The sequence below is a fragment of the Vibrio gelatinilyticus genome, assembly GCF_022836845.1.
GTDB classification, from domain to species: domain Bacteria; phylum Pseudomonadota; class Gammaproteobacteria; order Enterobacterales; family Vibrionaceae; genus Vibrio; species Vibrio gelatinilyticus.
This window is the reverse complement of sequence record NZ_JAJNNZ010000008.1, coordinates 60,446-87,344: the sequence shown is the minus strand read 5'-3', so window position 1 is coordinate 87,344 and position 26,899 is coordinate 60,446. Positions and strand designations below refer to the sequence as shown.

At 43.3% G+C, this 26,899-nt stretch carries 26 protein-coding genes; 15 read left to right on the top strand and 11 right to left on the bottom strand.

Annotated elements, in window-relative coordinates; translation table 11 throughout:
* The first annotated feature begins 283 nt into the window (after positions 1 to 283).
* Together LNL84_RS11600 and LNL84_RS11595 are read left to right on the top strand one after the other, a co-directional pair.
* A complete protein-coding gene (locus LNL84_RS11600; protein ID WP_244357465.1) occupies positions 284 to 1,444 on the top strand; it encodes a hypothetical protein in 1,161 nt (386 codons plus the stop codon).
* Between the two features lie 66 nt (positions 1,445 to 1,510).
* Entirely contained in the window at positions 1,511 to 1,984 is a 474-nt protein-coding gene (locus LNL84_RS11595; protein WP_244357463.1) for a hypothetical protein, read from the top strand.
* A gap of 33 nt (positions 1,985 to 2,017) precedes the next feature.
* Here the strand turns inward: LNL84_RS11595 and LNL84_RS11590 are convergent, their stop codons facing one another.
* Complete coding sequence (locus tag LNL84_RS11590; RefSeq protein WP_244357461.1) at positions 2,018 to 2,896, bottom strand: LysR family transcriptional regulator; 879 nt, start codon at positions 2,894 to 2,896, stop codon at positions 2,018 to 2,020.
* A 257-nt stretch (positions 2,897 to 3,153) separates the two neighbouring features.
* Here LNL84_RS11590 and LNL84_RS11585 point away from each other — a divergent pair, with 257 nt between their 5' ends.
* Entirely contained in the window at positions 3,154 to 4,368 is a 1,215-nt protein-coding gene (locus tag LNL84_RS11585) for a hypothetical protein (RefSeq protein WP_244357458.1), read from the top strand.
* Between the two features lie 34 nt (positions 4,369 to 4,402).
* On the opposite strand, the gene LNL84_RS11580 is transcribed toward LNL84_RS11585, so the two are convergent.
* Positions 4,403 to 5,284 (bottom strand): LysR family transcriptional regulator, encoded by an 882-nt coding sequence (locus tag LNL84_RS11580; protein ID WP_244357455.1) that lies wholly within the window; start codon positions 5,282 to 5,284, stop codon positions 4,403 to 4,405.
* Positions 5,285 to 5,611: 327 nt separating this feature from the next.
* Here LNL84_RS11580 and LNL84_RS11575 point away from each other — a divergent pair, with 327 nt between their 5' ends.
* The 3 genes from LNL84_RS11575 (at position 5,612) to LNL84_RS11565 (ending at position 7,904) form a co-directional block, all read left to right on the top strand.
* Positions 5,612 to 6,040 (top strand): hypothetical protein, encoded by a 429-nt coding sequence (locus tag LNL84_RS11575; protein ID WP_244357452.1) that lies wholly within the window; start codon positions 5,612 to 5,614, stop codon positions 6,038 to 6,040.
* Between the two features lie 108 nt (positions 6,041 to 6,148).
* Positions 6,149 to 7,042 (top strand): LysR family transcriptional regulator, encoded by an 894-nt coding sequence (locus LNL84_RS11570; RefSeq protein WP_244357449.1) that lies wholly within the window; start codon positions 6,149 to 6,151, stop codon positions 7,040 to 7,042.
* The gene (locus tag LNL84_RS11565) at positions 7,035 to 7,904 is read left to right on the top strand and encodes a LysR family transcriptional regulator (protein ID WP_244357446.1); all 870 of its coding nucleotides are present in this window, start codon (positions 7,035 to 7,037) and stop codon (positions 7,902 to 7,904) included. Before LNL84_RS11570 ends, LNL84_RS11565 begins: the two co-directional genes overlap by 8 nt.
* A gap of 8 nt (positions 7,905 to 7,912) precedes the next feature.
* Here LNL84_RS11565 and LNL84_RS11560 read toward each other — a convergent pair whose 3' ends face one another.
* The gene (locus tag LNL84_RS11560; RefSeq protein WP_244357442.1) at positions 7,913 to 8,788 is read right to left on the bottom strand and encodes a LysR family transcriptional regulator; all 876 of its coding nucleotides are present in this window, start codon (positions 8,786 to 8,788) and stop codon (positions 7,913 to 7,915) included.
* 168 nt (positions 8,789 to 8,956) lie between these two features.
* Between LNL84_RS11560 and LNL84_RS11555 the strand changes: the two genes are divergently transcribed.
* The 4 genes from LNL84_RS11555 to LNL84_RS11540 all read left to right on the top strand — a co-directional run bounded on the left by LNL84_RS11555 (position 8,957) and on the right by LNL84_RS11540 (position 11,468).
* Positions 8,957 to 9,949, top strand: a complete 993-nt coding sequence (locus LNL84_RS11555) for a DUF1989 domain-containing protein (RefSeq protein ID WP_244357439.1) — start codon at positions 8,957 to 8,959, stop codon at positions 9,947 to 9,949.
* A 63-nt stretch (positions 9,950 to 10,012) separates the two neighbouring features.
* Entirely contained in the window at positions 10,013 to 10,327 is a 315-nt protein-coding gene (locus LNL84_RS11550) for a hypothetical protein (protein WP_244357437.1), read from the top strand.
* A 57-nt stretch (positions 10,328 to 10,384) separates the two neighbouring features.
* A complete protein-coding gene (locus tag LNL84_RS11545) occupies positions 10,385 to 10,564 on the top strand; it encodes a hypothetical protein (protein WP_244357435.1) in 180 nt (59 codons plus the stop codon).
* Positions 10,565 to 10,568: 4 nt separating this feature from the next.
* Complete coding sequence (locus LNL84_RS11540; RefSeq protein ID WP_244357433.1) at positions 10,569 to 11,468, top strand: transporter family protein; 900 nt, start codon at positions 10,569 to 10,571, stop codon at positions 11,466 to 11,468.
* Positions 11,469 to 12,279: 811 nt separating this feature from the next.
* Here LNL84_RS11540 and LNL84_RS11535 read toward each other — a convergent pair.
* The 3 genes from LNL84_RS11535 to LNL84_RS11525 all read right to left on the bottom strand — a co-directional run bounded on the left by LNL84_RS11535 (position 12,280) and on the right by LNL84_RS11525 (position 14,904).
* Positions 12,280 to 13,206 carry a LysR family transcriptional regulator gene (locus tag LNL84_RS11535; RefSeq protein ID WP_244357431.1) on the bottom strand — a complete coding sequence of 309 codons (927 nt, stop codon included), beginning with the start codon at positions 13,204 to 13,206 and terminating at the stop codon, positions 12,280 to 12,282.
* A gap of 145 nt (positions 13,207 to 13,351) precedes the next feature.
* Entirely contained in the window at positions 13,352 to 14,059 is a 708-nt protein-coding gene (locus LNL84_RS11530; protein WP_244357429.1) for a hypothetical protein, read from the bottom strand.
* An 86-nt stretch (positions 14,060 to 14,145) separates the two neighbouring features.
* Positions 14,146 to 14,904 (bottom strand): hypothetical protein, encoded by a 759-nt coding sequence (locus LNL84_RS11525; RefSeq protein ID WP_244357427.1) that lies wholly within the window; start codon positions 14,902 to 14,904, stop codon positions 14,146 to 14,148.
* Between the two features lie 434 nt (positions 14,905 to 15,338).
* Between LNL84_RS11525 and LNL84_RS11520 the strand changes: the two genes are divergently transcribed.
* Together LNL84_RS11520 and LNL84_RS11515 are read left to right on the top strand one after the other, a co-directional pair.
* On the top strand, positions 15,339 to 16,796 hold the full coding sequence (locus LNL84_RS11520) for a DUF1214 domain-containing protein (protein WP_244357425.1): 1,458 nt from the start codon (positions 15,339 to 15,341) through the stop codon (positions 16,794 to 16,796).
* A gap of 172 nt (positions 16,797 to 16,968) precedes the next feature.
* Positions 16,969 to 18,408, top strand: a complete 1,440-nt coding sequence (locus LNL84_RS11515; protein ID WP_244357423.1) for a DUF3943 domain-containing protein — start codon at positions 16,969 to 16,971, stop codon at positions 18,406 to 18,408.
* A gap of 859 nt (positions 18,409 to 19,267) precedes the next feature.
* Here LNL84_RS11515 and rplY read toward each other — a convergent pair.
* The 5 genes from rplY to radD form a co-directional block, all read right to left on the bottom strand.
* Positions 19,268 to 19,546: a 50S ribosomal protein L25 gene (gene rplY / locus LNL84_RS11510; protein WP_244357421.1), complete on the bottom strand. Its 279-nt coding sequence runs from the start codon at positions 19,544 to 19,546 to the stop codon at positions 19,268 to 19,270.
* A gap of 191 nt (positions 19,547 to 19,737) precedes the next feature.
* Positions 19,738 to 21,111 carry an ATP-binding protein gene (locus tag LNL84_RS11505; RefSeq protein WP_244357420.1) on the bottom strand — a complete coding sequence of 458 codons (1,374 nt, stop codon included), beginning with the start codon at positions 21,109 to 21,111 and terminating at the stop codon, positions 19,738 to 19,740.
* On the bottom strand, positions 21,104 to 21,760 hold the full coding sequence (locus LNL84_RS11500) for a response regulator transcription factor (RefSeq protein WP_244357418.1): 657 nt from the start codon (positions 21,758 to 21,760) through the stop codon (positions 21,104 to 21,106). Before LNL84_RS11500 ends, LNL84_RS11505 begins: the two co-directional genes overlap by 8 nt.
* A gap of 10 nt (positions 21,761 to 21,770) precedes the next feature.
* On the bottom strand, positions 21,771 to 22,133 hold the full coding sequence (locus LNL84_RS11495; protein WP_425244306.1) for a PepSY domain-containing protein: 363 nt from the start codon (positions 22,131 to 22,133) through the stop codon (positions 21,771 to 21,773).
* A 114-nt stretch (positions 22,134 to 22,247) separates the two neighbouring features.
* Positions 22,248 to 23,987: a DNA repair helicase RadD gene (gene radD, locus LNL84_RS11490; protein ID WP_244357414.1), complete on the bottom strand. Its 1,740-nt coding sequence runs from the start codon at positions 23,985 to 23,987 to the stop codon at positions 22,248 to 22,250.
* Positions 23,988 to 24,058: 71 nt separating this feature from the next.
* Between radD and rsuA the strand changes: the two genes are divergently transcribed.
* The 3 genes from rsuA (at position 24,059) to LNL84_RS11475 (ending at position 26,889) form a co-directional block, all read left to right on the top strand.
* Entirely contained in the window at positions 24,059 to 24,757 is a 699-nt protein-coding gene (gene rsuA / locus LNL84_RS11485; RefSeq protein ID WP_244357412.1) for a 16S rRNA pseudouridine(516) synthase RsuA, read from the top strand.
* Between the two features lie 264 nt (positions 24,758 to 25,021).
* Entirely contained in the window at positions 25,022 to 26,224 is a 1,203-nt protein-coding gene (locus tag LNL84_RS11480; protein ID WP_244357410.1) for a Bcr/CflA family multidrug efflux MFS transporter, read from the top strand.
* Complete coding sequence (locus tag LNL84_RS11475) at positions 26,224 to 26,889, top strand: DUF2913 family protein (RefSeq protein ID WP_244357408.1); 666 nt, start codon at positions 26,224 to 26,226, stop codon at positions 26,887 to 26,889. The genes LNL84_RS11480 and LNL84_RS11475 overlap by 1 nt, the downstream gene beginning before the upstream one ends.
* Positions 26,890 to 26,899: the final 10 nt, after the last annotated feature.

Genomic DNA, 26,899 nt, shown 5'->3' with positions numbered 1-26,899 from the left:
CCTATACCCCCCCCCATGTTTACGGGAAATTTGTAGTTTATAGTCGTTGAAGATCTGCTTGATTGAATGTCTTTCCAATTATGTAATTGATAATTAAAAAATTTCCTGTATTCGTTTCTCGTAACCAGATTCAGTGCCAATTAACCCTCCAGGTTTTCTGTAGGAATCCTATTTAGAGATCCTTCGATCGAGTTGTAAATTACACCACATGGAACGGACAGGAGGTCTTCGGAATTTTCCATGAATATCAGTTAATTTGTAATACTTAATCGAGGTAATCATTATGTCTAAAGCATTCCGTCAAGAATCATCATCAGTAGAAGTCCGTGAAGCTGTCATGAAAGCTATGGGGATTGATACCAGCCCTATGATGTACCAACGCGACGAGCACAGTACGCTAAGAGAAGTCATTATCGGTCACACCATTGGTGCAGCTTACCCACCCAAAGGTAAATCGACAGATAACTTTGCAGACCATATCCCATATCTGTCGGGTGACTTCTACGACCAATTCGAAGAAGGTCAGCGTATTCCATTTGAAGCGTTTGCTCCAGAAATTGTCGAAGCATACAACCAACTACACGCCGATATGAAAGCAGCATATGAGGCAGAAGGGGTGATTGTTAATGTGCTTGAAGCTCCCACAGACCGTCAACTGGACTATTTTGGTTGGACAGAAGGTACAGGGTACTGGCCTGTGACTCTTGCGAGTAACTACCAGGTGTTCGGTGACGTGCTTGTAGAGATGATGAGCTCAGATAACATTCTAGAATCGGCTCTCGCAGGCTTCCAGTCACGCGAAGTTTATAGGAAAAAGTACCAAGAGAACCCTAATGCTGTGTGGGCAGCAATGTCGGCAAGTGCTCCATATGATCAAGCTGCGGATGACAGTGATACGCTCTTTGTCCAAGGTGGTGATATTCGCATGCTTGATGACAAAAACATTATTGTTGGAGTTGGTGAGGCTACAGGTCAAGAGAAGGCGACATCAACCAACTTAGAAGGTGCAGAGCACTTCAAGCGTATGATGGAACGATTTGGTTTCACCGTTCACATTGTCCGCTTCAACGGAGACCTAGCTTTTCACTTAGATTACTTGTTTGGCAATATCGCACCAAATACGTTTGCGGTCATTGAAGGCACTTTCCTAGATGGCTTGCCAGAGATATTGAAAGATGCAGATATTATTTGGCTACCAGCGGAAGATGCCGATAGAGCTGGCGCGAATGTTGTATCACTTGGGCCTGATGCACGTGGCCAGTATCGAGTGATGGTGCCTAGTCGTCGAACCGGTCCAACGTTGGTTGAAGGACTAGAGATACGCGGTATTCGCCCTGTGGAGATTGAATGTGAAGTCGTGGCATCAACTGGCGGTTCGATTCGCTGCGCGACGTTAACCGTGGCTCGCGAGAACAATACAGTCCCTGAGTCGTTCAGCAGTTAAGCTTCTATCTCAAAATTAAGCCCCTTCTCAGGGGCTTAATTGTTTAAGCTGTATGGGGAGTGTATCGTGAATAAATATCGGTTTTATCTAGGAGTGGTGCTTGTCGCATTAGGCGTTGCCCTACCTTTTATTGTAAGTCCACTTGTACTAAGTACCTCTTTATCATCGGCTTGGAAAACGTCCATCATTGGCGTAGCCATCGTTGGGGGACCTGAAGTTTTTATGGTTTTCGCAGCGATTGTTGCAGGTAGAGAAAACGTTAAGTTGATTGTATCTAAAGTTTCAACCCTGTTTAGTCACATGGTCGGCTGGCATGTGGATAGCAAGTTTAAATATTACTCAGGTTTGTCGCTTATTGGCACCGGATTATTGGCGACAACCATTGAGTTATATGCTTTTCCAGAGCAGGTATTGCTATCAAACGGGCAAATCGGAACGACCTACATCAATTCTTTGACCGGTGATTTTTGTGTGTTAATAGGTTTCCTTGTAGCGGGGCAACGATTTTTCCATCGGATGGTAGCAATACTGCGCTATTAGTATGATCCGCGTATGAGCAAGGGATTGCGCCATTTACACCATCTGCGTGAGCTTCGAGATAAGGAAACTTAAGGCTGGTCTGCGAATTAAGTTAGACGGAAACCTAACTTCGGCAGAAAGTACATTACTAGTTCGACTAATTTCTGATGTTTCGAGCAGGTTGATAGTCCCTTGAGCTACATACTTCTCTGCGACTACTTTAGGTATTAATGCCCAACCCAAATCAAGCTCAACCAGCCTCACAACCCCTTCAAAATCATCTACATCCCATGTTTCAAATCCAATAAGAAATTGTTGGTAACCTGGATTCTCGAACATTGCCTTACAGCAGATTTGTCGATGAGATGCGAGGGTGGACATGCTCACTATTTTGGTGCCGGAAAGAGAGCTTTCAGGTGAACAGATGCCTACGATTTCAAAGTTAGTAAAATGAACAAACTCATAATTATCTCCAGCAGTACCTTCGGATAGGACAACAATACACTGAACTTTTTCCTCTGATAATGCTACACGTAAGTCTGACAAGCTCCCCCTCATAATAGACAGATTGATGTTTGGATATTCGTTGGCAAGCAGTATTAATCCATGTTCAACCAACTCAATGGGAACCACCTGATCGACACCGATGGTGATACTGTCCTCAATACCACTGAGAAAGCTATTGGCAATCGAGATTATTTTGTCATTTTGAAAGAGAAGGTTACAGGCGACGGGGTAGATAGCTCGGCCATGCTCATTGAGTACCGGGTACTTACTCGTACGATCGAACAGTTCTAACCCAAGTTTATCCTCTAGGCCTGAAATCGCGGAGCTCACGGTACTCAGGCTTTTTCCATGCTCTTTTGCAGCAGCTGTAAATGATCCTTTTTCAACTGAAGATATGAAAAGCGCGAGATGTTCGATATTAAGCATAGGATGTCATTCCTTGGATCATTATTCGCATAGTTAACTGATGTTTTAACTATTCTGTGCTGATGTCATTAGTGTAGCCTGAGGTAAGTTTATCTGCTTAGGAGTAAAAATACCTACTGCTATCTTCCATGTTGTTTCGAAAAATCGGTAAGGAGCTTACTCATACCTTTCCTGTTAGTTGGTCATAATGTGCACATCAAATGAACGAAGCGAACGCTTCATTAATTACACATTTACTAACAGAGTTGGAGATTAACATGTCTACTACAAACAATGACCGCAGAGAATTCTCGAAGAACGCTGGAATAGCTGGCGAGATTAGCAACAGCGTATCGACGAAGGCGAAGTTACACCTAACAGCAAAGGATTTTAAAAACGTTATCCCTAAGGAGGGAGAAGTGATCCCTGGCATGGCAGAGCAAGGGAAAGGTATTCGTCACTATGTAGAAAGTGAATATGCAAAGGCGCGTGCCGTGTTGGTTGGAAATGCCAGTGAACTTTGGATCCCGGATGTTGATATGTGGGAGTACAACAATCTATTAAAGGGTGCACCTGAGGAACTTAAGGACTTTATGGTCAAATATGGCGGCACCAACTTATGGGAATCGAATCCAGAAATTGCGCAGCAGATGAAAAGTGAATCTGATGCATTGGCGGCTGCATTTCGCAAACATGGCGTGCATGTAATTCGAAATGAAACTGGTTCAACGCCAAAAGAGCTGGTTGACTATAACTACGCATGGTCTGGTCAGCGTCAGTGGACTCTATTCGGACAGTCTGCGAGTGAATCATTTGGTCATGCGTTTGTGTCATTTTGGGAAGTATCGAACTCATGCATCTCAGAGTTAGCGCACCGCGAAGCTATTAACGAAATAATGAAAAACGATAAAGAAGCAATTTGGATGTCGATGCCAGCGCATTTTCCGGCAGCAGACCGCAAGAACTTAGGGCCATTCCTAGCGCCGGGGGACCCAATTGTTTTGAATAAAAAAGTCATTATTGGTATTGGTGTAGAAGATCCATCACATATTAATGACCCTAGCAAGCCTCGCTCAAGCGGTGATGAATATGGCGCAGAGATCCTAACACGTATGCTCAAGCCGCTGGGCTGGGAAACTGAGATTGTGTACTTCAACAGCAATTATACTTATCACATTGATTGTATGATGGCTCCACTGGAGGAGGGACTAGTCGCCGTCTATGAAGAGGCATTGATTACACCTCTTGAAGAGATTGAAGCGCTTAAAGGCTGGGAAGTGATTAAGGTATCTTACGAAGACTTTAAGCAAGGTGCTTGTAACAATGAGCCTCTTGGCGATCAGAAACTGATTCTTCCAGCAGGATGCGACAATCTTGTATCAGAGTTGGAAGGGAGAGGTTGGTTGTGTGAGCAAGTGCCATATAACACAATCTATTCATTGACTGGCTCAGGTATCCACTGTTCTACAGCGGGTATATGGCGTCAATCATAATATTAGTAAAACGGCCCTATGCGGCCGTTTTTTTCTATGAGTTTGGAATGCCTTTTAGTTGTTCCACCATGTAGGATAGACCTGGGCCGTGGCTCAAGCTTGGGTTGACTTTAAAATCGAGCATAAACGTGGTCTTGGCAAAGTTATTCTCTAGATTCATGACTTTTAACGTCCCTAGTTGAGCGCGTTCATCCGCAATGGATTTGGGAACGATTGCCCAACCCAAATCATTCTCCACAACCCTTATTACATCGTCTGTAGAGGCAAACTCCCACACCTCGTTTGAAACAATAAAGTCGTTCAACATTTCATTGTTCATTAGGCCAGAGCTACAAATTTGTCTGGTCTCAACGAGTTGCTCACCATTAACTGCACCAGAATCCGAGAGATGCGAATCGGGAGAGCAAACAGCGACCATCTCTATATTGGCAATGTGATAGTAGTCAGCGGATACATTCTTGAAGCTATTAGCAAAATGAATGGCGAGATCTATCTCTTCAGTGTCGAGCATTCGATAGAGTTGATTTACGGTACTGCGAGTTTGCCTCAGTTTGGTATTTGGGAATTTGGCTTCAAACTTTGCAATGATAGGTTCAATTAGCGAGAAAGGGACGAGCTCATCCATGCCGATCACAAGTTGCTCCTCAATATCGTTTATGATGCTGTGAGCCATGATCTCCATTCTCTCGGCTTGTCGGAGCAATTGGACGCCAATCTCATACATTCTTTGTCCTTCCGGAGTCAATTCCGGATATTTCGTGGTTCTATCGAATAGTTTGACTCCAAGCTGATCTTCTAAATTGGCAATAGCCGCGCTAACAGTTGTGAGCGCTTTATTCTTTTTCCTAGCAGCGGAAGAGAATGATCCAGAATCAGCAGCACAAATGAAATAGTTTACGTACTCAAGGTTAATCATAAGGACTCCGATTCATGACACCTCTTACATTATAGAGGGGCGCAAGCGACTATCAAAACAGGCAATAGATTTCGAGATTCGTCTTTGTTCATGTGAGTGGGAACTAAAGAAGACATAAAGCGATTTTCTCAATGACTTTACTTTTTAACTGATTGAAATATAAGAGGTCAACCCTTCGGTAAACTCGTAGGAACCCTACTTGAGCCTGCATGGCGAGAAGTCTAGCATGGTGATGATCTGTTAGTAAATAGCAGCCACTGAGCAAGCTCAAGCGAATGATTTGTTCGTTAACTTAATTGATATGTAATGTGTTTAAAGTTGTAAGGCATGAAAATGAAGACGGCTATGCGATATCACTCCAATTTGGATACAGAGAAATGTGTCTTTGTGCTAAGAGAACTAATACCAACGATTCAAAGTCATTTTGATGGCTTCTATCTCGATAAATCTCTGGTTGGTCAGTTATCGGAGATGAACTTAAAAGATATTAACGACAAGATTAGTAACCCTAACCCAGACTTTTCGAACTATTTAAATCGCGAGTCATATATTACGCAATGTTGTAGGAAACGAGAGTTCGTCTATTATCTTGATAAATGTATGAGTCGGTTTAATGGTAGTCAAAATAGTATTATTAACTTAGCCTTCGTAGTGATGTTAGACCTGCTTGTTGAAGCTAGAGTATTGCGCTACAAGCAGAGAAGTGAGTTGTTATACAAAGCCATGATGAATGCAAGTGCTGTCTACACTGATTAGGTGTTCGCTTTGGTCATGTCAATAAGTGCGAGTAGGAAAGTTAGAGAAGATAGTGCTCCATGTTTGTGTTAGATTTTGCATATAGCCTTTTGTTACGCGAGCGTATCAATGATGAACATAGAGCATCTCAAAATATTCATTACTTCCGCAGATTTCGGCTCTTTTTCAGCAGCCGCGCGTCACCTTTCTAAAGGGACAACTACGGTTGCAGTTACTGTGGGCAAGTTAGAGGACTATCTAGGGTGCACCTTATTTGATCGCTCTGGCGGTAAAGCAAACCTGACTGAAGAGGGCAAAAAACTCTACGACATGGCGCAGCAGGTGTGCTGGCAAGCGACACGCTTAGAAAACAGTATTTCAAGAATGACGACTCAGCAAGAGTCTCAAATAACGATTGGCTTAGATGGGATAGTGCCAATCTCATTCATCCAACCTTTCATCGACAACATTGAAACAGAGTCTCAGCTAGAAATTTCACTGATTCGCGCGTCGGCTAAACGTTTGTTACATCAGCTTGAAACTGGTGATATTGATGCAGCGATCATTGTTGCTGATGCGTTTAATACGTCCGGAACCGAGTTTTATCACATAGCTAACCTAGATTTGACTACAGTTTGCTCTCCTGATTCTTACCTTACCGATGAGGATGTAGTGTCACTTGAAGCTTTGACTTTGTATCGCCAAATTATGACCGAAGATCAGGTCACAAACGTTTCACTGTCCTCTCAGCACACTGTGTCGAGTGATGTTTGGGTGGTGGAAAGATGTGATGAGCAAATCCGCTTGGTTGAACAAGACCTCGGATGGGCAATATTACCGAAACAAAGTGCCAAAGTGTTTTTAGAAGCAGGGTCAATTGTAGAGTTCCACAATGCGGTCGAATGTGTCCCGACAAGCATTCCGTTGGAGCTCAGAGTTCAGCCTAGCTTCAAAAGAGGCCCAGTCATGCAGAGCTTATTAGACGGTTTATGTAAAGAAGCTAAAGGTCAAATTCATGGTTAACCTCGAACAACTATCGTTATTTATTGATATCGTTGATAAGGGCTCTTTTTCGGCAGTAGCGAGATTGCGTAACAAAAGTGTTAGCACGGTGAGCTATTCAATCGGTCAGTTGGAGTCTTACCTAGATGTGTTATTACTCGATAGAACAACCAAATTTCCGACATTGACAGTCGATGGAAAAATCATTTACGACTCAGCCAAGTTACTATTAAGTCAGACCCAAAAGCTTGATTCAGCGGCTCGTGACCTCGTAAATGGTGTAGAAGAACAGCTAGCCGTTGGCATTGAAGAGCTACTACCATTGAGTCTTGTTGAAGCGGAACTGGCGAAAGTAGCCAATGCGTATCCAAATACCAAGTTAACGGTAAAAAGAGGTAACAGGGACGATCTTTGGCGAGCCCTACAATCTGGTAGTCTCGACCTTGCTTTGATACCTGGCTCTCATGATGGTGGCAGTATAACCAAATGCAGTATAAACCTCGTCGCGATTCGAGCACCTGATCATATCATCAAGGAGCGAAATCAATACTCACCGGCAACAGGACTGTTTGTGCTTTGCCAAAGTATTACATTGCTGCTAGAAACAAGTTTGGAAGGACTAAATGCACTGCCAATACCTCGCATAAAATGTACGACTTTAGAAGACGCTGTCAGCCTTGTGACTCAAGGATACGGGTGGTCGCTGGTACCAGTGGAATTGACGAAAGAGTTTCATCAAGCGCAAAAAGTAGTTACTTTCGATAGTGGGTTAACGGTTTCAGAGCATGCATTTCCAGTCTACATGCTATCCTCTGGATCTAGTATTAAAGGTCCGGTGCACCGATACGTTGAGGCGCTTTTTTCAAAAGCACCTAGTCATTAAAAATAAAGCTAGTTGGCTGACAATTGCTCAATTAGATATCTGAGAGCGACCCCTTGGCTCGCCGTTACGTTGTATCTAAGATCAACGGCCAGAATATCACTTGCTCTGCTCACTTTTGTGGTATCAAAGCGAGTGACGGTTCCCAGCGAAATGTACCGTTCGGCGATTGGCTTAGGTACTGCTGCCCAGCCCATATCTAACTCTACCAAGCGAATTAAATCTTCAAAATCGCTCACTTCCCAAGTATCTGTACCAACAATATATTGTTGAAAACCGGGGTTACTTTTCATAGTGTCACAGCAGATCTGGCGTTGAGAAGCTAGATACTCAGCATCAATATGCGGGGTTTCTGAAAGCGGGGATTCGGGAGAGCAAATTGCGACAACATCAAAGTTAGCGAAATGAATAAACTCACAACCATCATCAGATGTTCCTTCTGACAACACGATAAGAAGTTGTATTTTTCCTTCTTTGTGGAGTTGTTTAAGTTCAGACACTGAATGCCTAATGATGTTAATTCTGACGTTAGGGTATTTATTTTGAAGCTTAATGATGCCACTTTCGATCACTTCAAACGGAACGACATCGTCAATACCTATTGTTAATGTGTCTTCAACTTCGTTCAATAATCCATTGGCCAGTGAAACCAGACGTTCACTTTGACTAAGTAGGTTTCGTGATACTCGATAAAGCGCCTCGCCTTCCTTTGTAAGGGTGGGGTATTTACTTTTACGATCAAACAGCGAAAGCCCCAGCTTATCCTCCAGACTAGATATAGCAAAGCTAACAGTACTTAAACTTTTCCCTTTAGCCCTTGCCGCTCCTGAGAATGAACCACATTCAACTGACGCTACAAACAGGGATACATGATCCACGTTTACCATTTTCTAGACCTCTCCCATTTGCACCCTACAGAAAAATCGTAGGGACCCTTTTTTGGAAATTTCGAATCAAATTATAAAGTACAACCCATGGAAACGACAGGACGTCAAACAGGTAAGTTCATGAATAAATTTTAAAACTAAATGAGTTAAATAGTCGAGGTAAACACAATGTCTAAATCAGATATCAAATCAGCGATCGATGTAGCAACGCTGGAAGCAGTAAAAGAAGCTGGCTATCACGTTTTCTCAAAAGGTAACGTGCAAGACACGGGTGACGACAAGGTAGGGCAACATAAAAAAGTGCTGAAAGCACAATACGACGATGTCACTAACGCAGCCATGGCCAATGCAGCAAGAGGGTTACGTGTCGTTGAAGAGCGTATTTGCCAACCATATCAAGGCCACAGCTTTGAGCTAAAGAAAGGTCAAGTTATTCGCTATGAGCTGATTGATGGTCCTCAAATTCTCGACACAGTATATCTCATGAAAGATAACCCAACAGGTGAGTACGCAGACAGCTATTGTACGGCTTCATTTAGCGATTTGGTGTTTACGAAAGGCAAGCACTATTACTCAAACACGCCTTATGCGCGCCCAGTAGCAACGATTATCGAAGACACGGTAGACCACGATAGCCTCAAAGAAATGTATGGCGACCTCGCGTCACATAGCTTTATTTATCCATCGGGTCGTTGTAATGCCGCTTTGATGGAAACCTACCTCGGTGAACCAAATATCAACAACTGTGATTCGAATCTTGCACAGGCATTTGTTGAGCTATTGGGAGAGGAAAAAGCGCGTGAACTTCATACCCCACATGTATTCATGCACTTTCAGCCTATGGCCTATGACCGGTTCCCAACGAACTACTCGTTGTTCCCGTCAAAAGGTGTTTTCAAGAAAGGTGACCATGTCGATGTATTGGTTCACCACGACATGTACGTGGCGTTTAGCCCTTGTCCTTTAGGTGACCAGAACAACACGACATCGCTGGAGGAATTTACGTGCTATCCAGTCAAGGTTCAGATTCTTGAGGGATTAGATGGACCACTCGAAACCATTGAGACAACACCATTGAAATCAATCAATGCAGTGGATTGGGTCATGCAAGGTAGACCGGGAATGAAGCACGGCAAAGTTGGTACTGGAAACGGTTTTTAGTCACCAACCCAAGCGGAGGAAGCCCCAGTCATAGGGGCTCTTTTAAACCTAAGCGAGGTAAATATGAAAACGATTAATGGTCCGGTGGCATCGGCGCCAACACTAAAAGATTTAGTTAATACACCTACAAAGCAAATAGCCTTAGCAGTAATGATTCTGGGTAATGTGTTCATGCTTTCTAGCCCAGTGATGATTTCTATGATCAGCGTTCATCTTCGCCTTTCAGCGATGGAGATAACAGAACTCACCGCAGGTTATCTTATATCCGCAGAGGCGATGGCAGCGCTGCCAATCATCGTTTTAGGTAAGCCAGTTCTGGCTCTAGTGAAAGCAAAGTTTCTTTCACTATTCAAACGAAAGAATCGCGACAAAAAATGATCAACGGCAAGGAAGCCCTGTAATTGCGGGGCTTTTTTATTGAAGTAGGTATTTCTAATGAAGATATTTTCACATGCTGTGGGTCAGCGTCGCAGCAAATACATTGCAATAGGCACTCGAGTGTTGCTCATTGTTACTGGGTTATTAGTGATGCCAAGTGGTTTCGCTTCTGAAGAAAATAATGGGGTTAACTATGGTGATCCAAAGGCTGTATTCCATGTTCTGGTAATGGAGTGATGTTATGAAGAAACTATTGTTATCAGCATTATTATTGCTATCAGTTAGTGCATTCGCAGCTGTCGATTTTGGTAGTCCTGAGCTCACGACGACGCAGCCAGGTAGTGGGGCAGGTGCAAATGCATCAAAAGACCCAGGCAAAGGTTGGCTTGGTGCTATTACACTCGGTCACTATAACATCCGAGGAATCAACGCGAACGGTCAAGACCATGCTTCGGATAAGTACACATCATTGGATTTAATTTTGCCTCATCTGAGTTATTACACCGATACCAGAATATTGGGGGGTCGATATAGTTTTGGTATCACTGGTGTAATTGGTGGTGTCCACCGCGGTAGCGAAGAAGTGGGCGTAGGCGTGAGTGGAAGCCCGTGGTTACATCCTATCCGACTTAATTGGACTGTTGGAAATGATTTACATGTCGTGGCCGGCTACTCGGTGCGATTAGGATTAAAGTCCTCCCGCATGTCCATCGACAAAGCTTATGACATGCACACGCTCAACACTGGTGTCACTTACGATATTAATGAACGGTGGCAAGTAAACGGCGCTTTACAGTATGAACATCGCACCGCGACAACTCGCAATGGACATCGTTGGCAAGCAGGTGATATTGGTTACGTTGAAGGTTCACTGATACGCAAGTTTGATAATGGTATGACACTCGGCGGTTACGCCTATCATATTGGCCACTTAAATCGTGATAGCGGTGTGCAATATGATGGAGCGAATTACTTGCTCATGGGGCGCTATGGCTCTCATGTATCTGCGTTAGGAATGGAGTTCACCACCCCAATCGAAGCAATCAACAGTTCACTTTCGTTACGAGTTCATGAAGAAGTCGGACAGAAAAATCATTCATATGGAACCCGTGGTTTCTTAACACTTTCACACAAGTTTTAGGAGGAGCTATGTTTACACTTGTTACTGTAGTTGGCCTTAGCGCTATGACTATATTTTTTATTACAGACGGCGTATATGTTCGCCTTTTCTAATTGTGGTGTTACCTCGCCATAGCCTCGACAGGATGTTGAGGCACCTTTTGATAACCTCGCCTGTATGGCAACAACTGAGTTATATAGTCTATCTAAATCTAGTTCTCATAAAGCTGGCTTACTTTTGCCCCATTCGGTGTTTCAAACCATCCCAAAATCACCGTCATTCCCTTGAAAAAGGGGATCTTATCGAAGTGCAGTTAGTGGCCAAATTGGAGTACGGGCCTGACACATCTTTGCCCCTTTTCGTGTTTCAAACCATCCCAAAAATCACCGTCATTCCCTTGAAAAAGGGAATCTTATCGAAGCGCAGTTAGTGGCCAAATTGAAGTACGGGCCTGACATATCTTTGCCCCATTCTGTGTTTCAAACCATCCCAAAATCACCGTCATTCCCTTGAAAAAGGGAATCTCATGCAGCGCGTTTCAAAGCTGAGTTACTTGACTTATTCGAAAATTTTCAGTTACCCATACGCGGTAGGAGATCCTCACTTTCGTGAGGATAACGAATATATTGGAAGTGTAGGGTTTGGAATAACCAAGAAGCTTCTGTCCATAAACATCGTAACCTACATATTTAATGCGACTAATGATGTGCGAGCCCTGTTGACATCACTTTAAATGAGCTCGGTTTGATGCTCTAAATCCATGAAGGTCTTTCTGGAAAGATACGCGTGCTTTGTCCTTCCTTCATAGAAGGAGGGGCATGTTGTACGGTCGTTAGCTTAGGTGCTTTATCGTGTCGAAAACAAGCCCTTTTAACCAAGTTAGATACGGTGAATGTCGGGAGCGATGAGCAAAAAAACCACCAATGGAGAATTCTGGTCCATCTTCAAAGTGCTCTATATCAAGTAGCGTCATATTTTCTGGAATAGAGTGTCTAACAATATGGCTGACAGGAAAAAGGCAGTGGTGTTTACGTACTGCTTGATAGCATAGACCTATTTTGTCTGTTCGTAATAATACCCGAGGTTCAATATCCCGCGCTCTCAAATAGGTTTCTGCAAATGTTTCCCCTTGGTGGTAATCAGGCATTAACATTAATGCTAACGGCATGCTTCCGACATCTTGTGGGGTTATGCTTCCTTTTCTACTCATTGGATGTTCGGTAGAGCAACAGAGCTTAAACTGAGCCGCAACAACATGTTGCTGCACGATCTCTTTAGTAATGCCTAAAGGCATAAAATTAATCCCTAGGTCTACTTGGTTGGTTTTGATTTTAACTTCGGTATCGTGAGACCAGTTTTGGATGACGATCGTTGCATTGGGAGCGCTTTTAGTGAGTGTTTTGAATAAGGGCTCCATTAGTGGGTAGCAGAGCACTGTGTTGATGTGAATATTGATTTCGCCAGAGTAGTCCTCCGGGTTGAAACTACTTCCTTGTTCAAATATCGCTTCCAGTCTTGATAAGACATCGGGAAGTTGTCGAAGCAACTGATCACATTTGGGTGTCGGCTCTAACCCATGCTTTTGTCTCAAAAACAGTTGATCGTTGAACTGCTCTCTGAGCTTTCTTAGTGACTTGCTTACTGCGGGTTGGCTGATAAAAAGTCGCTCGCCGGCTCGTTTGGTATTCTTCTCTTCGCCCAGTATTTTAAGCAACTTTAGAGAATTAAAGTCGAGTTTTAACATCTCCGACTCTTTCATAGGCAATCCTTGCTTCATGATAACCACATCAGGTTATCATGAAGTTAAACATATTGCACAGAGTCCAATAAAGTAGCGATCGGTTGGATAAAGGAGGGCTGCCTTTGTGTGCACCTTCGATCGATAGTGTATAGAGTTTGACTAACTAATTGAACTCGTATCGATAGTTAATTGACAGGGTGTTTTTTGAACCAAATTGTGAGCTATTACTGACAATGCCAAAGCTGTTTATTGATTGGTTATCATCGATTCGATAGCTTATGCCACCACCAAGATAACCATTATTTGTGTTATTGCTTCCTGCACTACCTCCACCACCTAACATCAGTGTAAGTCCATGACCTATTGGCTTAAGTGCGAGCATTCCCAGATACGCGCCATGGCTTTCAATGGGCACCATTAATGATTGACCGTGGTATGAGTGAGTGGTGGCCACTACAGCGCGTCCTTCTGTGTAGTTATAACCAAAGGCTGGAAAAAGTTGCCAGCCAGCTGGGTTCACACCGAAAACGCTGAGAGGTATAAATGTCCCCAAGTTGTAGCTGGTGCTGTTACCACCACTCTCATACTGATTTTTCTTGAAGTTGAAGTTCACGATCCCCTTGCTAAATAGCCAAGACCCGCCAATACGCCACTCACTAGCATCGGAATTGATATTGCCGCTGATCATTCTGGCTTCATCCAGCCCTAACGAACCATTAAGCGTTAACTCTCCATTATAGCCAGCGCCAACTCTTGTCACTATTTTAGTAGGGTCTTCTTGGTTTTTTTCTTCATCAACTAGCTCATAAGCCGCTACCTGCAGCGTTATGATGGGTAATATGAGAGATGTAAGTCTCTTTTTAAGTAACATATTTAATCTTCCGATATGTTTATAATTGGTTGTTTTTATTTTTTGGTTTTATATTTCTGAGCTGTTCGCCATCCATGGCAATAGTTCTAAAATTGATAGTTATATTCGACTCTGAAATCAGTGCCGTTTACTGCTTCACCAAAATTCCAAAATGCTCGGATATTGCTTTGAGTGTCTATTTGATAGCTCAAAGCAACTTCATGCTGCCAACCATATAAACTGCTTAATGCTTCAACACCACCCAATTGAGTTGTGTACATAGGGTTGTAGTTCAACCAAACTTGGTCGGTTATCTCTATTTTCGAGTAGAGGCCTAGCAAGCCAAAACTAGATGGGATGGCATAACCTATTGATCCGAACGATTCACCTTCATCGACTAATAGAGCCGAATCAACGTCCGCAATATTCACTCCAATGCCAGCTAGTGGGTAGAGCTGAATCGCTCCCATAGCAGGGAGTGCTTGAATCATGGAGTATGAGGCTGAGCCTAGCTTTTGATTGAAGTCCCAGTTAATGTCCACTTGAGAGCCAATACCGTTTTGCATATTGACATTAAAGTGGCGGTAACGAAGAGAATCGAAGCTATCATTTCCTTTTAATCCAAGGGTATCAGCAGCAAACCCCTTTGCTTCAAGGACATGCATTGCCATTGTGGATTCGTTGTTGGTGTCATACGCCTGGCCGAACTTGAAGTTTAGGCCTTTGTTTGTTGCGCCAATTCCTGCTTGTGAATAGACTGAAAGCGGGTCTGACATATCTTGATATTCTTCAGCAACAGAAGTGTTAAATACGACAGATAGAGCAGATGCGATAGTTGCTACTTTAATATAATTGATTGTTTTCATAATAACTCTTATTTAATTTCTCCCTGGTGAGTATTGAAAGCCCATTCCAATTAGGCCATCAAGTGATATGCATAGACTTAAAATTAAATGCCTTTGCTATGTGGGAAATTCTATAATAAGGTCTTTTTATTTAAGAAATGACTATGGTGATTTCATGCTATTACGATTGGTTATATCTAAAATTCACCAAGATAAATATTAATTTAATGATATGATTTCAAGTTATTTCTTAATGTAATAATTGTTATTTCTTGTTGGTTTAATTAGTCGCTAATATTAACGTGGATTGATGATGTGGGGAGCAATCATCTTATATTGAAGAAATGCTGACTATGGAATGTCTCGGTGTCTCTTATAGAGTAAGCACGATAGCTATATTGCCAAGTTAACATAACTTTTGCGATTGCATTGCGCTATACCAAAAAACTAACTCCATGAGTGAACTTAATATTATGAAAAAATCAATGATTACTTTGGCATTGGCAACGGCTGCTTTTACTAGTATTGCGAGTGAAGTTCCATCTGGATATCCGGTTCTCAATAGCGAAGAAGTTTACCAGCAAATGGATCTCGAGAATCTAACAAGAGCGTTTGTCGACCTGCAACCTGAAGCGGCCTTTATGTCTCTTTACCACTCTTATTTTGATGCCGGTTCAACAGAGCAGAATATAGGTATTATGGAAACGTCGGTAGATCCAAGACAAATTGTGCTTACTGCAAACTCTGAAACCGTTTATGCCGTTCATCCTGTGAACTTGGAAGTACAAGGAGGAGCCGTGGTGTTAGAGGTTCCACCGGGTGTGATGGGTATGGCAAATGGTCCTGGATGGACGTCGTTTGCAGATTTTGGATTGACTGGTTCTGATCGAGGCAAAGGAGGTACCTATTTACTTACTGCACCTGGATGGGAAGGAGAAGTGCCGTCAGATATGATTCACGCACCTTCACCGACCAATACTATCGTCTGGCTAATTAGAGCTTTTCAAGGTAAGGAGGGAATGCCAGGGGCCGTCAATACATTAACAAACGGCCTTAAAACGTATTCTCTTGCTGATGCGAATGAGCCACCTAAAACTACCTTCTACAATACCTCTGCACCGGTATACGATGATGGTGGGTATCAGGATATGCTTTTTCATAAGAAGGATATTCCGGCATTGATTCAACAGTACTATCTATTAAATGGATATGATGCAGAGAAGCACAGTTACAATACTGCACACTTATATCATGCTGGCTTTTTTAATAATTCGATTGATGAAGATTTGCTAAAAGAAGCAAAGGATCTAGCCTGGGAACGCGTACTTACATTAACGTTTTCTAACCGAGAGCACAATGCTTATAAATGGGGGCAAGAGCAAAGCCATTGGGTATTACCCAATACAACGGCTGATGAAAACTGGACACATCGGGACTTTGATATTGTTGACCCAGTAGCTCAAGTTGTTTGGGCTCATCAAGCAACCTTTACCGCTGCAGCCATGACTCGGCCGCCTAGAGGCACAGGAGCCGTCTACGTGTCTACCTATGTAGATAGCGACGGAAACTATTTGAATGGTTCAAATTGTTATCAGCTAGACATTCCAGCAGGTGTTCCTTATAGCAATTTCTGGTCTTTGGTGACCTACAATGCGCCAGAGCGTTCAATGATTCAGAACGATCATTTTACGTGGGGAATAAATAGTTACCAAGAAGGGCTGGAGCAGAATACCGATGGGTCTTACAGTATTTATTGGGGGCCTAATGTAGACAATAATGAAAATTCAATTCAAACCAATTTCAATGAAGGGTTCTTCCCATATTTTAGAATCTATGGTCCTACTGACACGTGGTATGACAATAGCTGGGTAATTCCGAATATTGAGAGAGTTGAATGTTCGGAATATAAATAAACGTTCCCATACTATTTATATAATTGTATGAGCAATATGGTGCCTATATTCCAAGGCATTATATTGTTCAACATCTCTTGAAAATAGAAGCCTCTCCAATTTAATAGTCACTTTGCAAGGCATTTATTGTCGACGCTCCATTATATGCAACGTGATGTTTAAAGGTGCTCCAATGAATATACCGTTTATCACTGCTCAGCTAGGGCTAGTGTTGACCATTTCGATGTCCGCAGCGTTTGCAAGTAACACCGGAAAAACGCTTAAGCTAAGTAGTGAGAATGTTGTCATTACAACAACTCACTGGCGATATAACTCTGTCAGCGAGTTAGAGGATGCCAATGACATCACAAGCCTGACGATTTATTCAGCGAATAGCTACTCCAACTCGGCGTGGGAGGAAATGGATCATTGGGATGATGTGTACCATTCTCCCTATCGAGTCTCTTTGTTCTCCGCTGAAAATGGTGAGGATGCCGAGCGTTTGTGGTCCCAAACTAAATCAATAGGGGCCTATGGGCTGGGAGTCGCTGGAGTGTTAGCACTAATGCCTACCTCTATTACTCAATGGGAAAAAAACGGTGATCCATTAATGGAGAAATGGTGGAACAATGTCAGTAAAGGACCAGTTTGGGATCGTGATGTTTGGTATATCAATTACCTTGGGCATCCTTATTTCGGTGGTGTCTACTATCAGTCGGCAAGAAAGTCTGGTTACCGTCAGTGGGACTCATTTCTATATTCCACATTGATGTCTACGTTTTACTGGGAGTACGGTGTAGAAGCATTTGCAGAAGTCCCCTCTATACAAGATTTATTCGTAACACCCATCATGGGTTGGGTGTATGGTGAGTGGGCATATCATAAAGAGCAACAGATTAGGCTCAGTGGCGGAACAGTTCTAGGTTCCTCGACGTTAGGGAGCACTACACTGTTTTTCTTAGATCCTGTTGATAGTCTAGGGAGAGGTGTCAATCACTTAGCGGGTCGCGACTTAGTGACTGCGGGTTCTGGTTTCATGGGGGTTCAAGAAACAAACTTGCCCAATGGAAGTGCCGAGAGGCAGTTTAGGTTCCAGGTTCAATATGATCTGGTCACGACAACAGGTTCAAAAAAACATAGAAGTGATTATTACTCACAAACAACGCAAGATCCCGTGACGTACAGTATCGTAGGTGTATCTGCGGGTGTCAGTCATGTCGCCCCTGCTAACAGTTGGTCACTGGAGCCAGGTATTGGAGCGACATTTTCCCTTGGTTTACATTTTTCACCTGAACTCTCAGGCCACTTAACTTATACCCGAGCTCAACTGAAAGATGTTCAAACTCAGCAGTCGGTTACTTACGAAAACTACAGTGTAAATGCACTTTACTATTTCAATAGTGATTCTTCGTTAAGGCCTTTTTTTACCGCTGGCTTTGGTGAAGCGATGAAAGACATGGACAGAAAACAAAAAACGTTTCAAGTTAACGGAGGTCTAGGCCTTCACTACAAAATTAATAACAATTGGGCGATTCAAACAGATTGGCGTTATGCCAAGGGAACAAGAGAGAGTGTTAATGATAAAGTGACAACAGGAAAGCTCATTTATAGATTTGGTCGTGGAGAGCTGTAGCAGCAGTGTACTCAAGTTCATCCAAGATAATAACGTGTACATACAGCGAGCGAATCTTTATTGGAGATTTTCAAACTGATATAGGTCGTAGATACCGTGACCCTAATGACGCACGGAGCGGGCTAACAAGGGGGTATTGGGGTTCCGTTACAAGAGCTAGACTACTTTGAAAAACTCAGACATCTTGCTACCGCGATGGTGACCACAGGTGTGTTTCTTAAGATGAGTGACCTCATCGTAGGGTAGAGGTTTCCATCTGATCCGGTATGTCCTGGACGTCAGTTTAGCTATTTACTATCCCTGTCGTTATTAATTGCTAATATTTGATTTTGCGTAGATGACTTTTTTCCAAATCCGTGTTGGTCACCGTTTCTGATTTGTGATATCTGTTAGAGGGCGATTTTGTAGCAAGGATATGAAAATTTCTTTGCCAACAGGCTTAAATCTCGAACTAGTATCGATGACAATTGTTTGCATATATCTAGCGCTTCTTTCTAGCTTTGGTGTGTATCTGCAGAGTATTATTTTTATGGATTGGTTTCGGCTCTCCCCAATGAAATATTTGCCCTTTTAAAGCTAGGTTGAGGAGTTTGCTGTTTTGACTTTCGCTTTTGAAGCTGATTTAGTGGAATAATCAAAATACGTTATAACTACACCTATAAATTGTGGTTATTGGTATTGAAATCATTTAAATCAGGCAATTAGATGGATTTTTCGGATTCTCAAACCCCAGAAAAGGTGAAACCCCGATGTTGGTAGCATCGGGGTTTCGAATTTTTAGATGTCTCGATTGGTAAGGTCGATAATCTTTTCTATGCAGAAGGCTTGGATATTATCCAACTAATTCCTTGGTAGGGAATTAGATGCGGATGAAGTCCATGTGCTCAACTTTTGGCTTGTAAGCGTGACGTTGAACGTCTTGTGGCTTAACCTTAACTTCTGCGCCGTCAATCACTAGAGTGATTGCTTCGTAGAATTCAGGCTTGTCCATTTGGTTCATCACGATATTGTGGTCTAGAGCGATAGAAACAGGTGCTGCTTCACCACCGTAAACGATTGCTGGGAATTGGCCAGCGTGACGTAGGCGGCGGCTCGCACCCTTACCTAGTTCAGTACGTACTACTGCTTCGAATTTCATAGTATTTACTCTCAAAATAGTAAAAATTAAAGATGTCCATCAACGTAGCGACCTAGTTGATGATAGGTCACTTTAAAAGTGAACGAGTCGTTACTCTTAAAGTGAGCGCGGATACTACCATTCTATAGCTGTCTGAGCAATAGCGAAGCCAGGCTAAGCCGCTGTTTTTTTCATCTTTTAAATCGACTTGCTTAATCGTTAGCCACTCTGGCGATTAATGTGGCTTTTAGTCCACCTAACTGACTGCTTTCTAGAGTAAGTTCACTGCGATAGCTGTAGGCCATTTCATTCACTATGTTTAGCCCTAATCCTGTCCCCGGTGTGGTTTCATCTAGTCGCACACCTCGTTTTAGCACTTCTTTAAGTTTGTTCTCTGGGATACCAGGACCGTCATCTTCAATGATGATTTCCACCAATTCACTATCTGATTGGTTGGTATGAACCCGAATGAGGCTTTGGCTCCATTTGTAGGCGTTTTCCAATAGGTTACCGAGCATTTCGTCGAGGTCAGTTTGCTCTATAGCTATCTTTAAATCAGGATCGATTTCATTGATGAGCGCGATATCTCGTTCGACAAACACTTTATCGAATGCGATGGAGATAGCATCCACACGTTCGCTAGGGCAGCTTTTAACAGACAGAATGTTCATTGAGCCAGCCATCCTCGCCCTGCCTAAATGGTAATCGATATATTCTTGTATTTGACGAAGTGACGGCTCGATTTTTGCTCGGTCTTGCTCTGATAAGTGGTCAAGTTCATTATGAATGACCGATAAAGGTGTTTTTAACGCGTGAGATAGATTACCAGCATGGTTGCGAGCACGCTCTAGCAATTCTTGATAATGGAATATAAGCGCGTTGAGGTCAGTAACCAGAGGGGCGACTTCTTTAGGGTAATGCTCATCAAGCAAATTTTGTTCACCACTTCTTAGGTGTTTTAATTCTTTTTGCATTTTGCCCAATGGCCTCAAGGACCAGCTGATTTGCGTGATAACGAGGATTAAGATCCCCGCAACCATCAAAGACAGGATGACCCACACCTGATTAGTGAGTTGTTCCAGTGTGTTGTCGACGGGCGCTTCTTCTTGGCCAATAAAAATCATTACAGGGTCACTTCTTCCAGGTAGGTAGATGCTTCTGCTGATAGTGACGAGCTTTTCCTCTCTTGCGCCTAAATCGCGAGGGTTAAGTTTACTCTCATTTTGGGTAATCACCTTATCCCACAGTGAACGTGAGCGTATGGTTTGATCTTGTGCGGTAATGGTCCAGTAATAGCCACTATACGGGCGGCTGTATCTTGGATCTGATATCCGAGAACCGAGTGTCATTTCGCCTTGTTCATTGGTATCAAGATTCGCGATGAGCTCGTCCATGGAGAGCAACATTTGCTGTTTTAGATCATCAATTAGGTAATCTTTAACAAGGCCGGGGATAGAGACGCCAGCGGCAAGCGTCATGGCAGATAGCCAGGCGGTAGCGGCTAAAACTAAGCGAGTTTTGAGGCTCAATCTTTTAAGCTTAGACTTGAGCCTCTGGTCAAGAGCTTGTCGCTCGGTGTTAGGCATTCAATTGGTATCCCAAACCGCGAACGGTTTTGATAATGTTCGGTGCAATTTTTTTGCGAATACGGCCAACGAATACTTCGATAGTGTTTGAGTCTCGGTCAAAGTCTTGTTTGTAGATGTGCTCCACCAGCTCGGTGCGAGATATGACCTTGTCCGCGTTGTGAACAAAGTACGCCACAACTTTGTACTCAAGTGCGGTTAGGCTTACCGCCTGGCCCTGCCATAGTACTTTGGATGTGCGCGTGTCTAAAGCAAGGTCGCCGACTTGCATGACAGGGGAGGCGTTACCGGACGCCCGTCTTAGATGGGCTCTGATCCTTGCGATCAATTCCACGACTTCAAAAGGTTTGGTGAGGTAATCGTCTGCGCCAGCATTGAGCCCCTCAACTCGTTGGGTCAGTGTGTCTCTGGCGCTCAAGATGATGACTGGAGTGTTAATGTTCTCATCTCGAATGCCTTTTAAAACCGTTAAACCATCAAGTTTGGGTAGGCCAAGGTCAAGGATAATGGCATCCCACTCTTCAGAGGTCGCACGATAGAGAGCATCAATACCATCTTGAGAGAGTTCAGGAACCCAGCCAGCTTTCTCTAGCGCAGTGACCATTTGTTCACCAAGTGTCGCATCATCTTCTACAATCAAAATTTTCATAGGCTTGCTCTTATCTTTTGATGACTTTTTGCAGATTTCTGCCGCGCAGTTCAATTAGCTCAAGTGTAGTCGCGTTATATTCAACTTTAATTATATCTTGCTCATGCATCAGTTTTAGTTCGTAAAACCATTCGTCGTCGTCTTCTTCGAGTTCGACTTTAATAATTCGACCGTTTAGATCGTTTTCAACTGTGGCAAACAAAGCGGAAAATGGCTTGATGAGCCCTTTCTGTACAGCATCAAAGACTTCGTCCTGATCTTCGCCAATTTCAATACGAGTACCTTCAAGGGGAACATCCAGGACAGTATCGTAATTTTTGTCTGATGATGAGAACAGGCTGGCATTGGCTCCCGGTGATGCGACGGCAAGCATAGCGAGCAACGCAGTGATGAGTGTTTTATTTTTAAAAGCTGGCATGAATAGCCCCTTGGGACGATAACAATGGTGTCACTATAAACGTTTTATCTGAATAGAACCTGAACAGAGTTATTGAGTGAGTTCATCATCAAAGATTTTGTCCCTTAGCTTCCAAAAACGACCACTTTTGCGGGCGATAACAAACGCTGGTGGTCTAAAGCGATGCTGATTATGAACCACTTTTGTTGGGGAAGCCGCGTCAAACTCACGATGTTTGTCTGCCAGATGCGGCCTAACAAAGCGCGATAAAAAAGTCTGTTTTTGTTTTTTGGTGGTTAACGACCAGAATTCGCTGACCCTGGCATTTTCGTCCCCCACATAAGTAATTCTCAGGCTCGACTTACCTTTTTCGTCTTTGTGAACGGTTAGTTCCATATCGTTACACGCGAAGACGAGTGCGTCTTTTAAATTAAGGGCCTCTTTGAGTTTTTTGTCAGGGTCGACCAATGTTGCGTCACACTCATGGCAAATACGAGCGGCGATGTCATTGTCTGCGCCACATTCTGAGCAATATTTAGCTCTAAAGCGATAATTACAATGTTCGCGCTCTTGAGTTTCTTCATCTGTGAAATAGCCCTGACATTTTCTGCCAAAGTGCTCAATCAGAAATCCATTACCGTCGAGCTTTCCCCAGAAATTGTTGTTAAAGCCACAGGCAGGGCAGGGAATGGTGATAATTTCCGAATCCGAATCCGGTTTTGGGTTACCCACTTCGGGCTGATATAAATCGTAGGTATTTCCCGCATAATCAAGCACGAGACATTCGTCTTTGCCCGGAGATAAACGCAACCCACGCCCAACGATTTGTTGATAAAGGCTGACCGATTCGGTGGGTCTGAGAATGGCAATAAGATCAACATGAGGCGCGTCAAAACCTGTGGTCAGAACGGACACATTTACTAGGAACTTAAGCTCTTGTTGCTTAAATTGATTAATGATCCGGTCTCGATCGACGGTTGCCGTATCCCCAATAACAATCTCACTTTGATGTGGCGGCAACAGAGCCAAAATTTCCTGTGCATGTCGCACAGTGGCGGCAAATATCATGACGCCTTTTTTATCGTCGCTGTAACGAATAATTTGCTCAACAATTTGTGGAGTGGCTCTCTTGGATTGTTCAATAACTAAATCAAGATCTGATTCTTTATAACGACCTGTATTCATTGGGGTAAGTTGAGAAAAGTCGTAGCTTAAAACCGGAGCATCAACGAGCTTTGCTGGTGTGAGAAACTGTTCATCAAGTAAATATTGAATGGGTAACTCAAAGATACAATCCCGAAAGAATCGAGACTCTTCACTTCGCACCAAACCTTTTGTGTGATATTGATAAATCCAGCCGACACCTAAGCGATAAGGAGTGGCGGTCAAGCCTAGGATTTTGATGCCAGGATTGATATCACAAAGGTGGCTAATGACTTTTTGATAGCTCGAGTCTTTGTTATCAGGAACTCGATGACACTCATCGATGACCAGCAAAGAAAACTGATTGGCAAATTTATCCAGGTTTCTAACCACCGATTGTACAGAGGCAAAGACCACTTGTTCGTTGGTTTCCTTTCGACCTAAACCGGCAGAGAAAACAGAGCCTTTAAGATCGTAACCTTCGTATTTAGCATGGTTTTGTTCAACTAATTCCTTGACATGAGCTAATACCAACACTCGTCCTTTGGCGAGTCTTGCCAACTCGGCAATCACGAGACTTTTGCCAGCACCAGTGGGTAAGACAATGACCGCTGGCGTGTCGTTTTTGCGAAAATAATGCACGACCGCTTTTACGGAGTCGGCTTGATATGGACGAAGTGTGTACATATGAGTGAGTTTGACTCTACATCTGAATGAAAAGCCCATATAATAGCGAACTTAACCAGATTGAGGTATTCATGCGTTTAGATAAATTTTTGTGTGATTCGCTAGGTGTCACCCGTAGAGAGGCAACCATCCTTTTACGTAAAGGGGAAGTGACCGTTAACGGCGAGAAAAAAAAGAGTGGTTCCGTTAAGGTTACTGAGCAGTGCTGCGTCGAGTGGCAAGAGCGTGAAATTACGGTTACAGGCCCTCGTTACATTATGCTTTACAAGCCAGAAGGGTTTGTGTGTTCTCATGAAGATGGATCAAATCAAACGGCCTTTGAGCTGCTTGATGAAATTAAAATGGACGCGCTACATTTTGCTGGGCGTTTAGATGTGGATACCACCGGCCTTGTTCTGATAACAGATGACGGTCAATGGTCACATCGAATTACGTCACCAAAACACAAATGCGAAAAAACCTATCGCGTGTGGCTTGATGAGCCAGTTGAAGAGGATTATGTCGAGAAGTTTAAAGAAGGCATTCAGCTTCGCAGTGAAAAAGGGTTAACGTTACCGGCACATTTAGAAGTGAGAGCCGAAAAAGAAGTGTTGTTAACCATTCACGAAGGTAAATATCATCAAGTGAAGCGCATGTTTGCAGCGTTAGGCAACAAAGTTGAAGCTCTGCACCGTGAACGTATCGGTGACATCATCTTAGACGAAGAGCTAGAACTTGGTGAATATCGCTATCTAACGGAAGAAGAAGTCAATTCCATCTGGCAAAAATAGTGCGATGGCTCACGTGAATCGTATGCCAATGACAAACAGGATCGGGTGCCATGTTCTCTTATAGTGGTACTCTATGTTCATACGATTACATTTCTTGAATAAATGGTTCTTTATCAGAACTTCCATCTAAGCGGTTGTTAGCTCCTCGTATTAGAAGATTAGTAGAGTTACGTAATGCTTCGCTTAACAATGGACAGTTGAGCTCTTTTTTGGCGTTGTATTGGGTTAGGATTTTCCAAAATAATGTCGCCTTTCAGGTGCAGTATGAATAAAACAGATTCAGCACAGTCCGATGCCCCCAAACTTGGTTTGGTCTTATTTCTTGTCTTGGGTGCGATTGGTACGCTGACGCCATTAGCCATTGATATGTATTTGCCCGCTATGCCCACGATTGCGCGCGATTTGGGCGTGTCTGCAGGGGCGGTGCAAATTACCTTAACTGTCTACACGGCGGGTTTTGCGATTGGCCAATTGCTTCATGGACCACTGGCAGATAGCTATGGTCGCAGACCCATATTAATCATGGGTGTGTTTTTCTTTGGTATTGCGTCTGCGGTGTGCGCTACGACAACGGATATTGAATCACTGACCTATGTCCGAGCTGCTCAAGGCTTTGCCGGAGCGGCGGCTGCGGTTATTATTTCTGCGGTCGTCAGAGATATGTTCGATCGTGAAGATTTTGCTCGGACTATGTCTTTCATTACATTGGTGATCACTTTGGCGCCATTGGTAGCGCCACTGATTGGGGGCCATTTGGCGATCTGGTTTGGTTGGCGCTCGATTTTTTGGTTTCTCACGATTTTTTCTGTTTTTGTAATTGCGGCGGTTTATTGGAAGATCCCTGAAACTTTACCAGTCGAAAAACGACAACCGTTAAGAGTTAGAAGTACGCTGCGTAATTATCTCAATCTTTGCAAAAACCCAGTAGCAATGGGACTGATGTTTTCAGGAGCCTTTTCATTTGCGGGGATGTTCGCTTTCTTAACCGCGGGCTCGTTTGTCTACATCGATATCTATGGTGTGACGCCTGACCAGTTTGGTTATCTGTTTGGCTTAAACATCGTGACAATGATTTTGATGACCAGCATTAATGGCAAAGTGGTTAAGAAAGTTGGATTACATGGCATGCTACGCTTTGGTTTGGCCGTGCAGTTGTTTGCGGGTCTAGGCTTGCTAACCGGATGGCTGCTAGATTGGGGGCTATGGGGGCTGGTTCCTTTTGTGATGCTGTTTATTGGAACTTTGTCGACTATTGGCAGTAATTCTATGGGACTACTATTGAGTGGTTATCCAACAATGGCAGGAACTGCTTCGTCGCTTGCTGGCACATTGCGCTTTGGCACTGGCTCTATTATTGGCGCAATTGTAGCGTCACTTCCAGCCGCTTTATGGCCTATGATTTTGCTTATGACGATTTGTTCGGTATTATCCGCCACCTTATATTGGACCCTAGGGAAAAACGCATAATGTCTGATTACTACGCAGAAATCCAAAATGTTGTAAATAGTGCGCTCAATGAGTTAAAACAAGAGCACATGTCCGGGAAAGCGGTGAATGCTCCCGTAGCAAATAATCTCTTTTTGTTGCGCTGGGTGACCAAGGCAATCAAAACACAGCGTTTTTCTACATTGACCAGTGGTGATCTGATTCGTTGGCAGAAAATGGGTCGCTCTAAAGGTAATAATGCCGCTTTATTACCAACTTTTGAGAGAATCTCAGCCTTTTATGGCCAATTCTTCGACAAAGGAGAGCAAGAGCTTACTGATGCAATGATTGAGCAGTTTTTAGAAGTAATGGAAAACTCCGATTGGGGCGTAACCACATCTGAAGTACTGACAGATGGCAGCAAGGTCCAATTTTATACTGATGGAAACAACTCATTAGCGCTATGTGCTAACCAGTGTGATGATTGCTTTGAAGGTGAGCATCTTGTTAAGCCAATGAGTTGGTTTGTGCGTGGTAATCACGCCGAATTTATTGAACTGGCTTCTAAAGCGGGCTTTATGGTTCATAAGATCACCGACTATAAGTCGAAAGTAAAATACCACGGCGAGTATTTGGTTTTTCCTATGAACAAGGGCTCTCAGCTGGCTGAAATTCCGTTAAGCTTCCAGGTAAACAAAGAGTCATAATACGTTGTCC

Excerpts from the sequence above, each read along its gene's own strand:
- LNL84_RS11535 (WP_244357431.1), bottom strand. The coding sequence starts at position 13,206 with ATGAAAGAGTCGGAGATGTTAAAACTCGACTTTAATTCTCTAAAGTTG.
- LNL84_RS11555 (WP_244357439.1), top strand. The coding sequence starts at position 8,957 with ATGTCTAAATCAGATATCAAATCAGCGATCGATGTAGCAACGCTGGAA.
- LNL84_RS11575 (WP_244357452.1), top strand. The coding sequence starts at position 5,612 with ATGAAAATGAAGACGGCTATGCGATATCACTCCAATTTGGATACAGAG.
- LNL84_RS11540 (WP_244357433.1), top strand. The coding sequence starts at position 10,569 with ATGAAGAAACTATTGTTATCAGCATTATTATTGCTATCAGTTAGTGCA.
- LNL84_RS11590 (WP_244357461.1), bottom strand. The coding sequence starts at position 2,896 with ATGCTTAATATCGAACATCTCGCGCTTTTCATATCTTCAGTTGAAAAA.
- LNL84_RS11550 (WP_244357437.1), top strand. The coding sequence starts at position 10,013 with ATGAAAACGATTAATGGTCCGGTGGCATCGGCGCCAACACTAAAAGAT.
- LNL84_RS11560 (WP_244357442.1), bottom strand. The coding sequence starts at position 8,788 with ATGGTAAACGTGGATCATGTATCCCTGTTTGTAGCGTCAGTTGAATGT.
- LNL84_RS11515 (WP_244357423.1), top strand. The coding sequence starts at position 16,969 with ATGAATATACCGTTTATCACTGCTCAGCTAGGGCTAGTGTTGACCATT.
- LNL84_RS11580 (WP_244357455.1), bottom strand. The coding sequence starts at position 5,284 with ATGATTAACCTTGAGTACGTAAACTATTTCATTTGTGCTGCTGATTCT.
- LNL84_RS11520 (WP_244357425.1), top strand. The coding sequence starts at position 15,339 with ATGAGTGAACTTAATATTATGAAAAAATCAATGATTACTTTGGCATTG.
- LNL84_RS11500 (WP_244357418.1), bottom strand. The coding sequence starts at position 21,760 with ATGAAAATTTTGATTGTAGAAGATGATGCGACACTTGGTGAACAAATG.
- LNL84_RS11480 (WP_244357410.1), top strand. The coding sequence starts at position 25,022 with ATGAATAAAACAGATTCAGCACAGTCCGATGCCCCCAAACTTGGTTTG.
- LNL84_RS11475 (WP_244357408.1), top strand. The coding sequence starts at position 26,224 with ATGTCTGATTACTACGCAGAAATCCAAAATGTTGTAAATAGTGCGCTC.
- LNL84_RS11525 (WP_244357427.1), bottom strand. The coding sequence starts at position 14,904 with ATGAAAACAATCAATTATATTAAAGTAGCAACTATCGCATCTGCTCTA.
- rsuA (WP_244357412.1), top strand. The coding sequence starts at position 24,059 with ATGCGTTTAGATAAATTTTTGTGTGATTCGCTAGGTGTCACCCGTAGA.
- radD (WP_244357414.1), bottom strand. The coding sequence starts at position 23,987 with ATGTACACACTTCGTCCATATCAAGCCGACTCCGTAAAAGCGGTCGTG.
- LNL84_RS11600 (WP_244357465.1), top strand. The coding sequence starts at position 284 with ATGTCTAAAGCATTCCGTCAAGAATCATCATCAGTAGAAGTCCGTGAA.
- LNL84_RS11505 (WP_244357420.1), bottom strand. The coding sequence starts at position 21,111 with ATGCCTAACACCGAGCGACAAGCTCTTGACCAGAGGCTCAAGTCTAAG.
- LNL84_RS11495 (WP_425244306.1), bottom strand. The coding sequence starts at position 22,133 with ATGCTTGCCGTCGCATCACCGGGAGCCAATGCCAGCCTGTTCTCATCA.
- LNL84_RS11530 (WP_244357429.1), bottom strand. The coding sequence starts at position 14,059 with ATGTTACTTAAAAAGAGACTTACATCTCTCATATTACCCATCATAACG.
- LNL84_RS11570 (WP_244357449.1), top strand. The coding sequence starts at position 6,149 with ATGATGAACATAGAGCATCTCAAAATATTCATTACTTCCGCAGATTTC.
- LNL84_RS11545 (WP_244357435.1), top strand. The coding sequence starts at position 10,385 with ATGAAGATATTTTCACATGCTGTGGGTCAGCGTCGCAGCAAATACATT.
- rplY (WP_244357421.1), bottom strand. The coding sequence starts at position 19,546 with ATGAAATTCGAAGCAGTAGTACGTACTGAACTAGGTAAGGGTGCGAGC.
- LNL84_RS11565 (WP_244357446.1), top strand. The coding sequence starts at position 7,035 with ATGGTTAACCTCGAACAACTATCGTTATTTATTGATATCGTTGATAAG.
- LNL84_RS11585 (WP_244357458.1), top strand. The coding sequence starts at position 3,154 with ATGTCTACTACAAACAATGACCGCAGAGAATTCTCGAAGAACGCTGGA.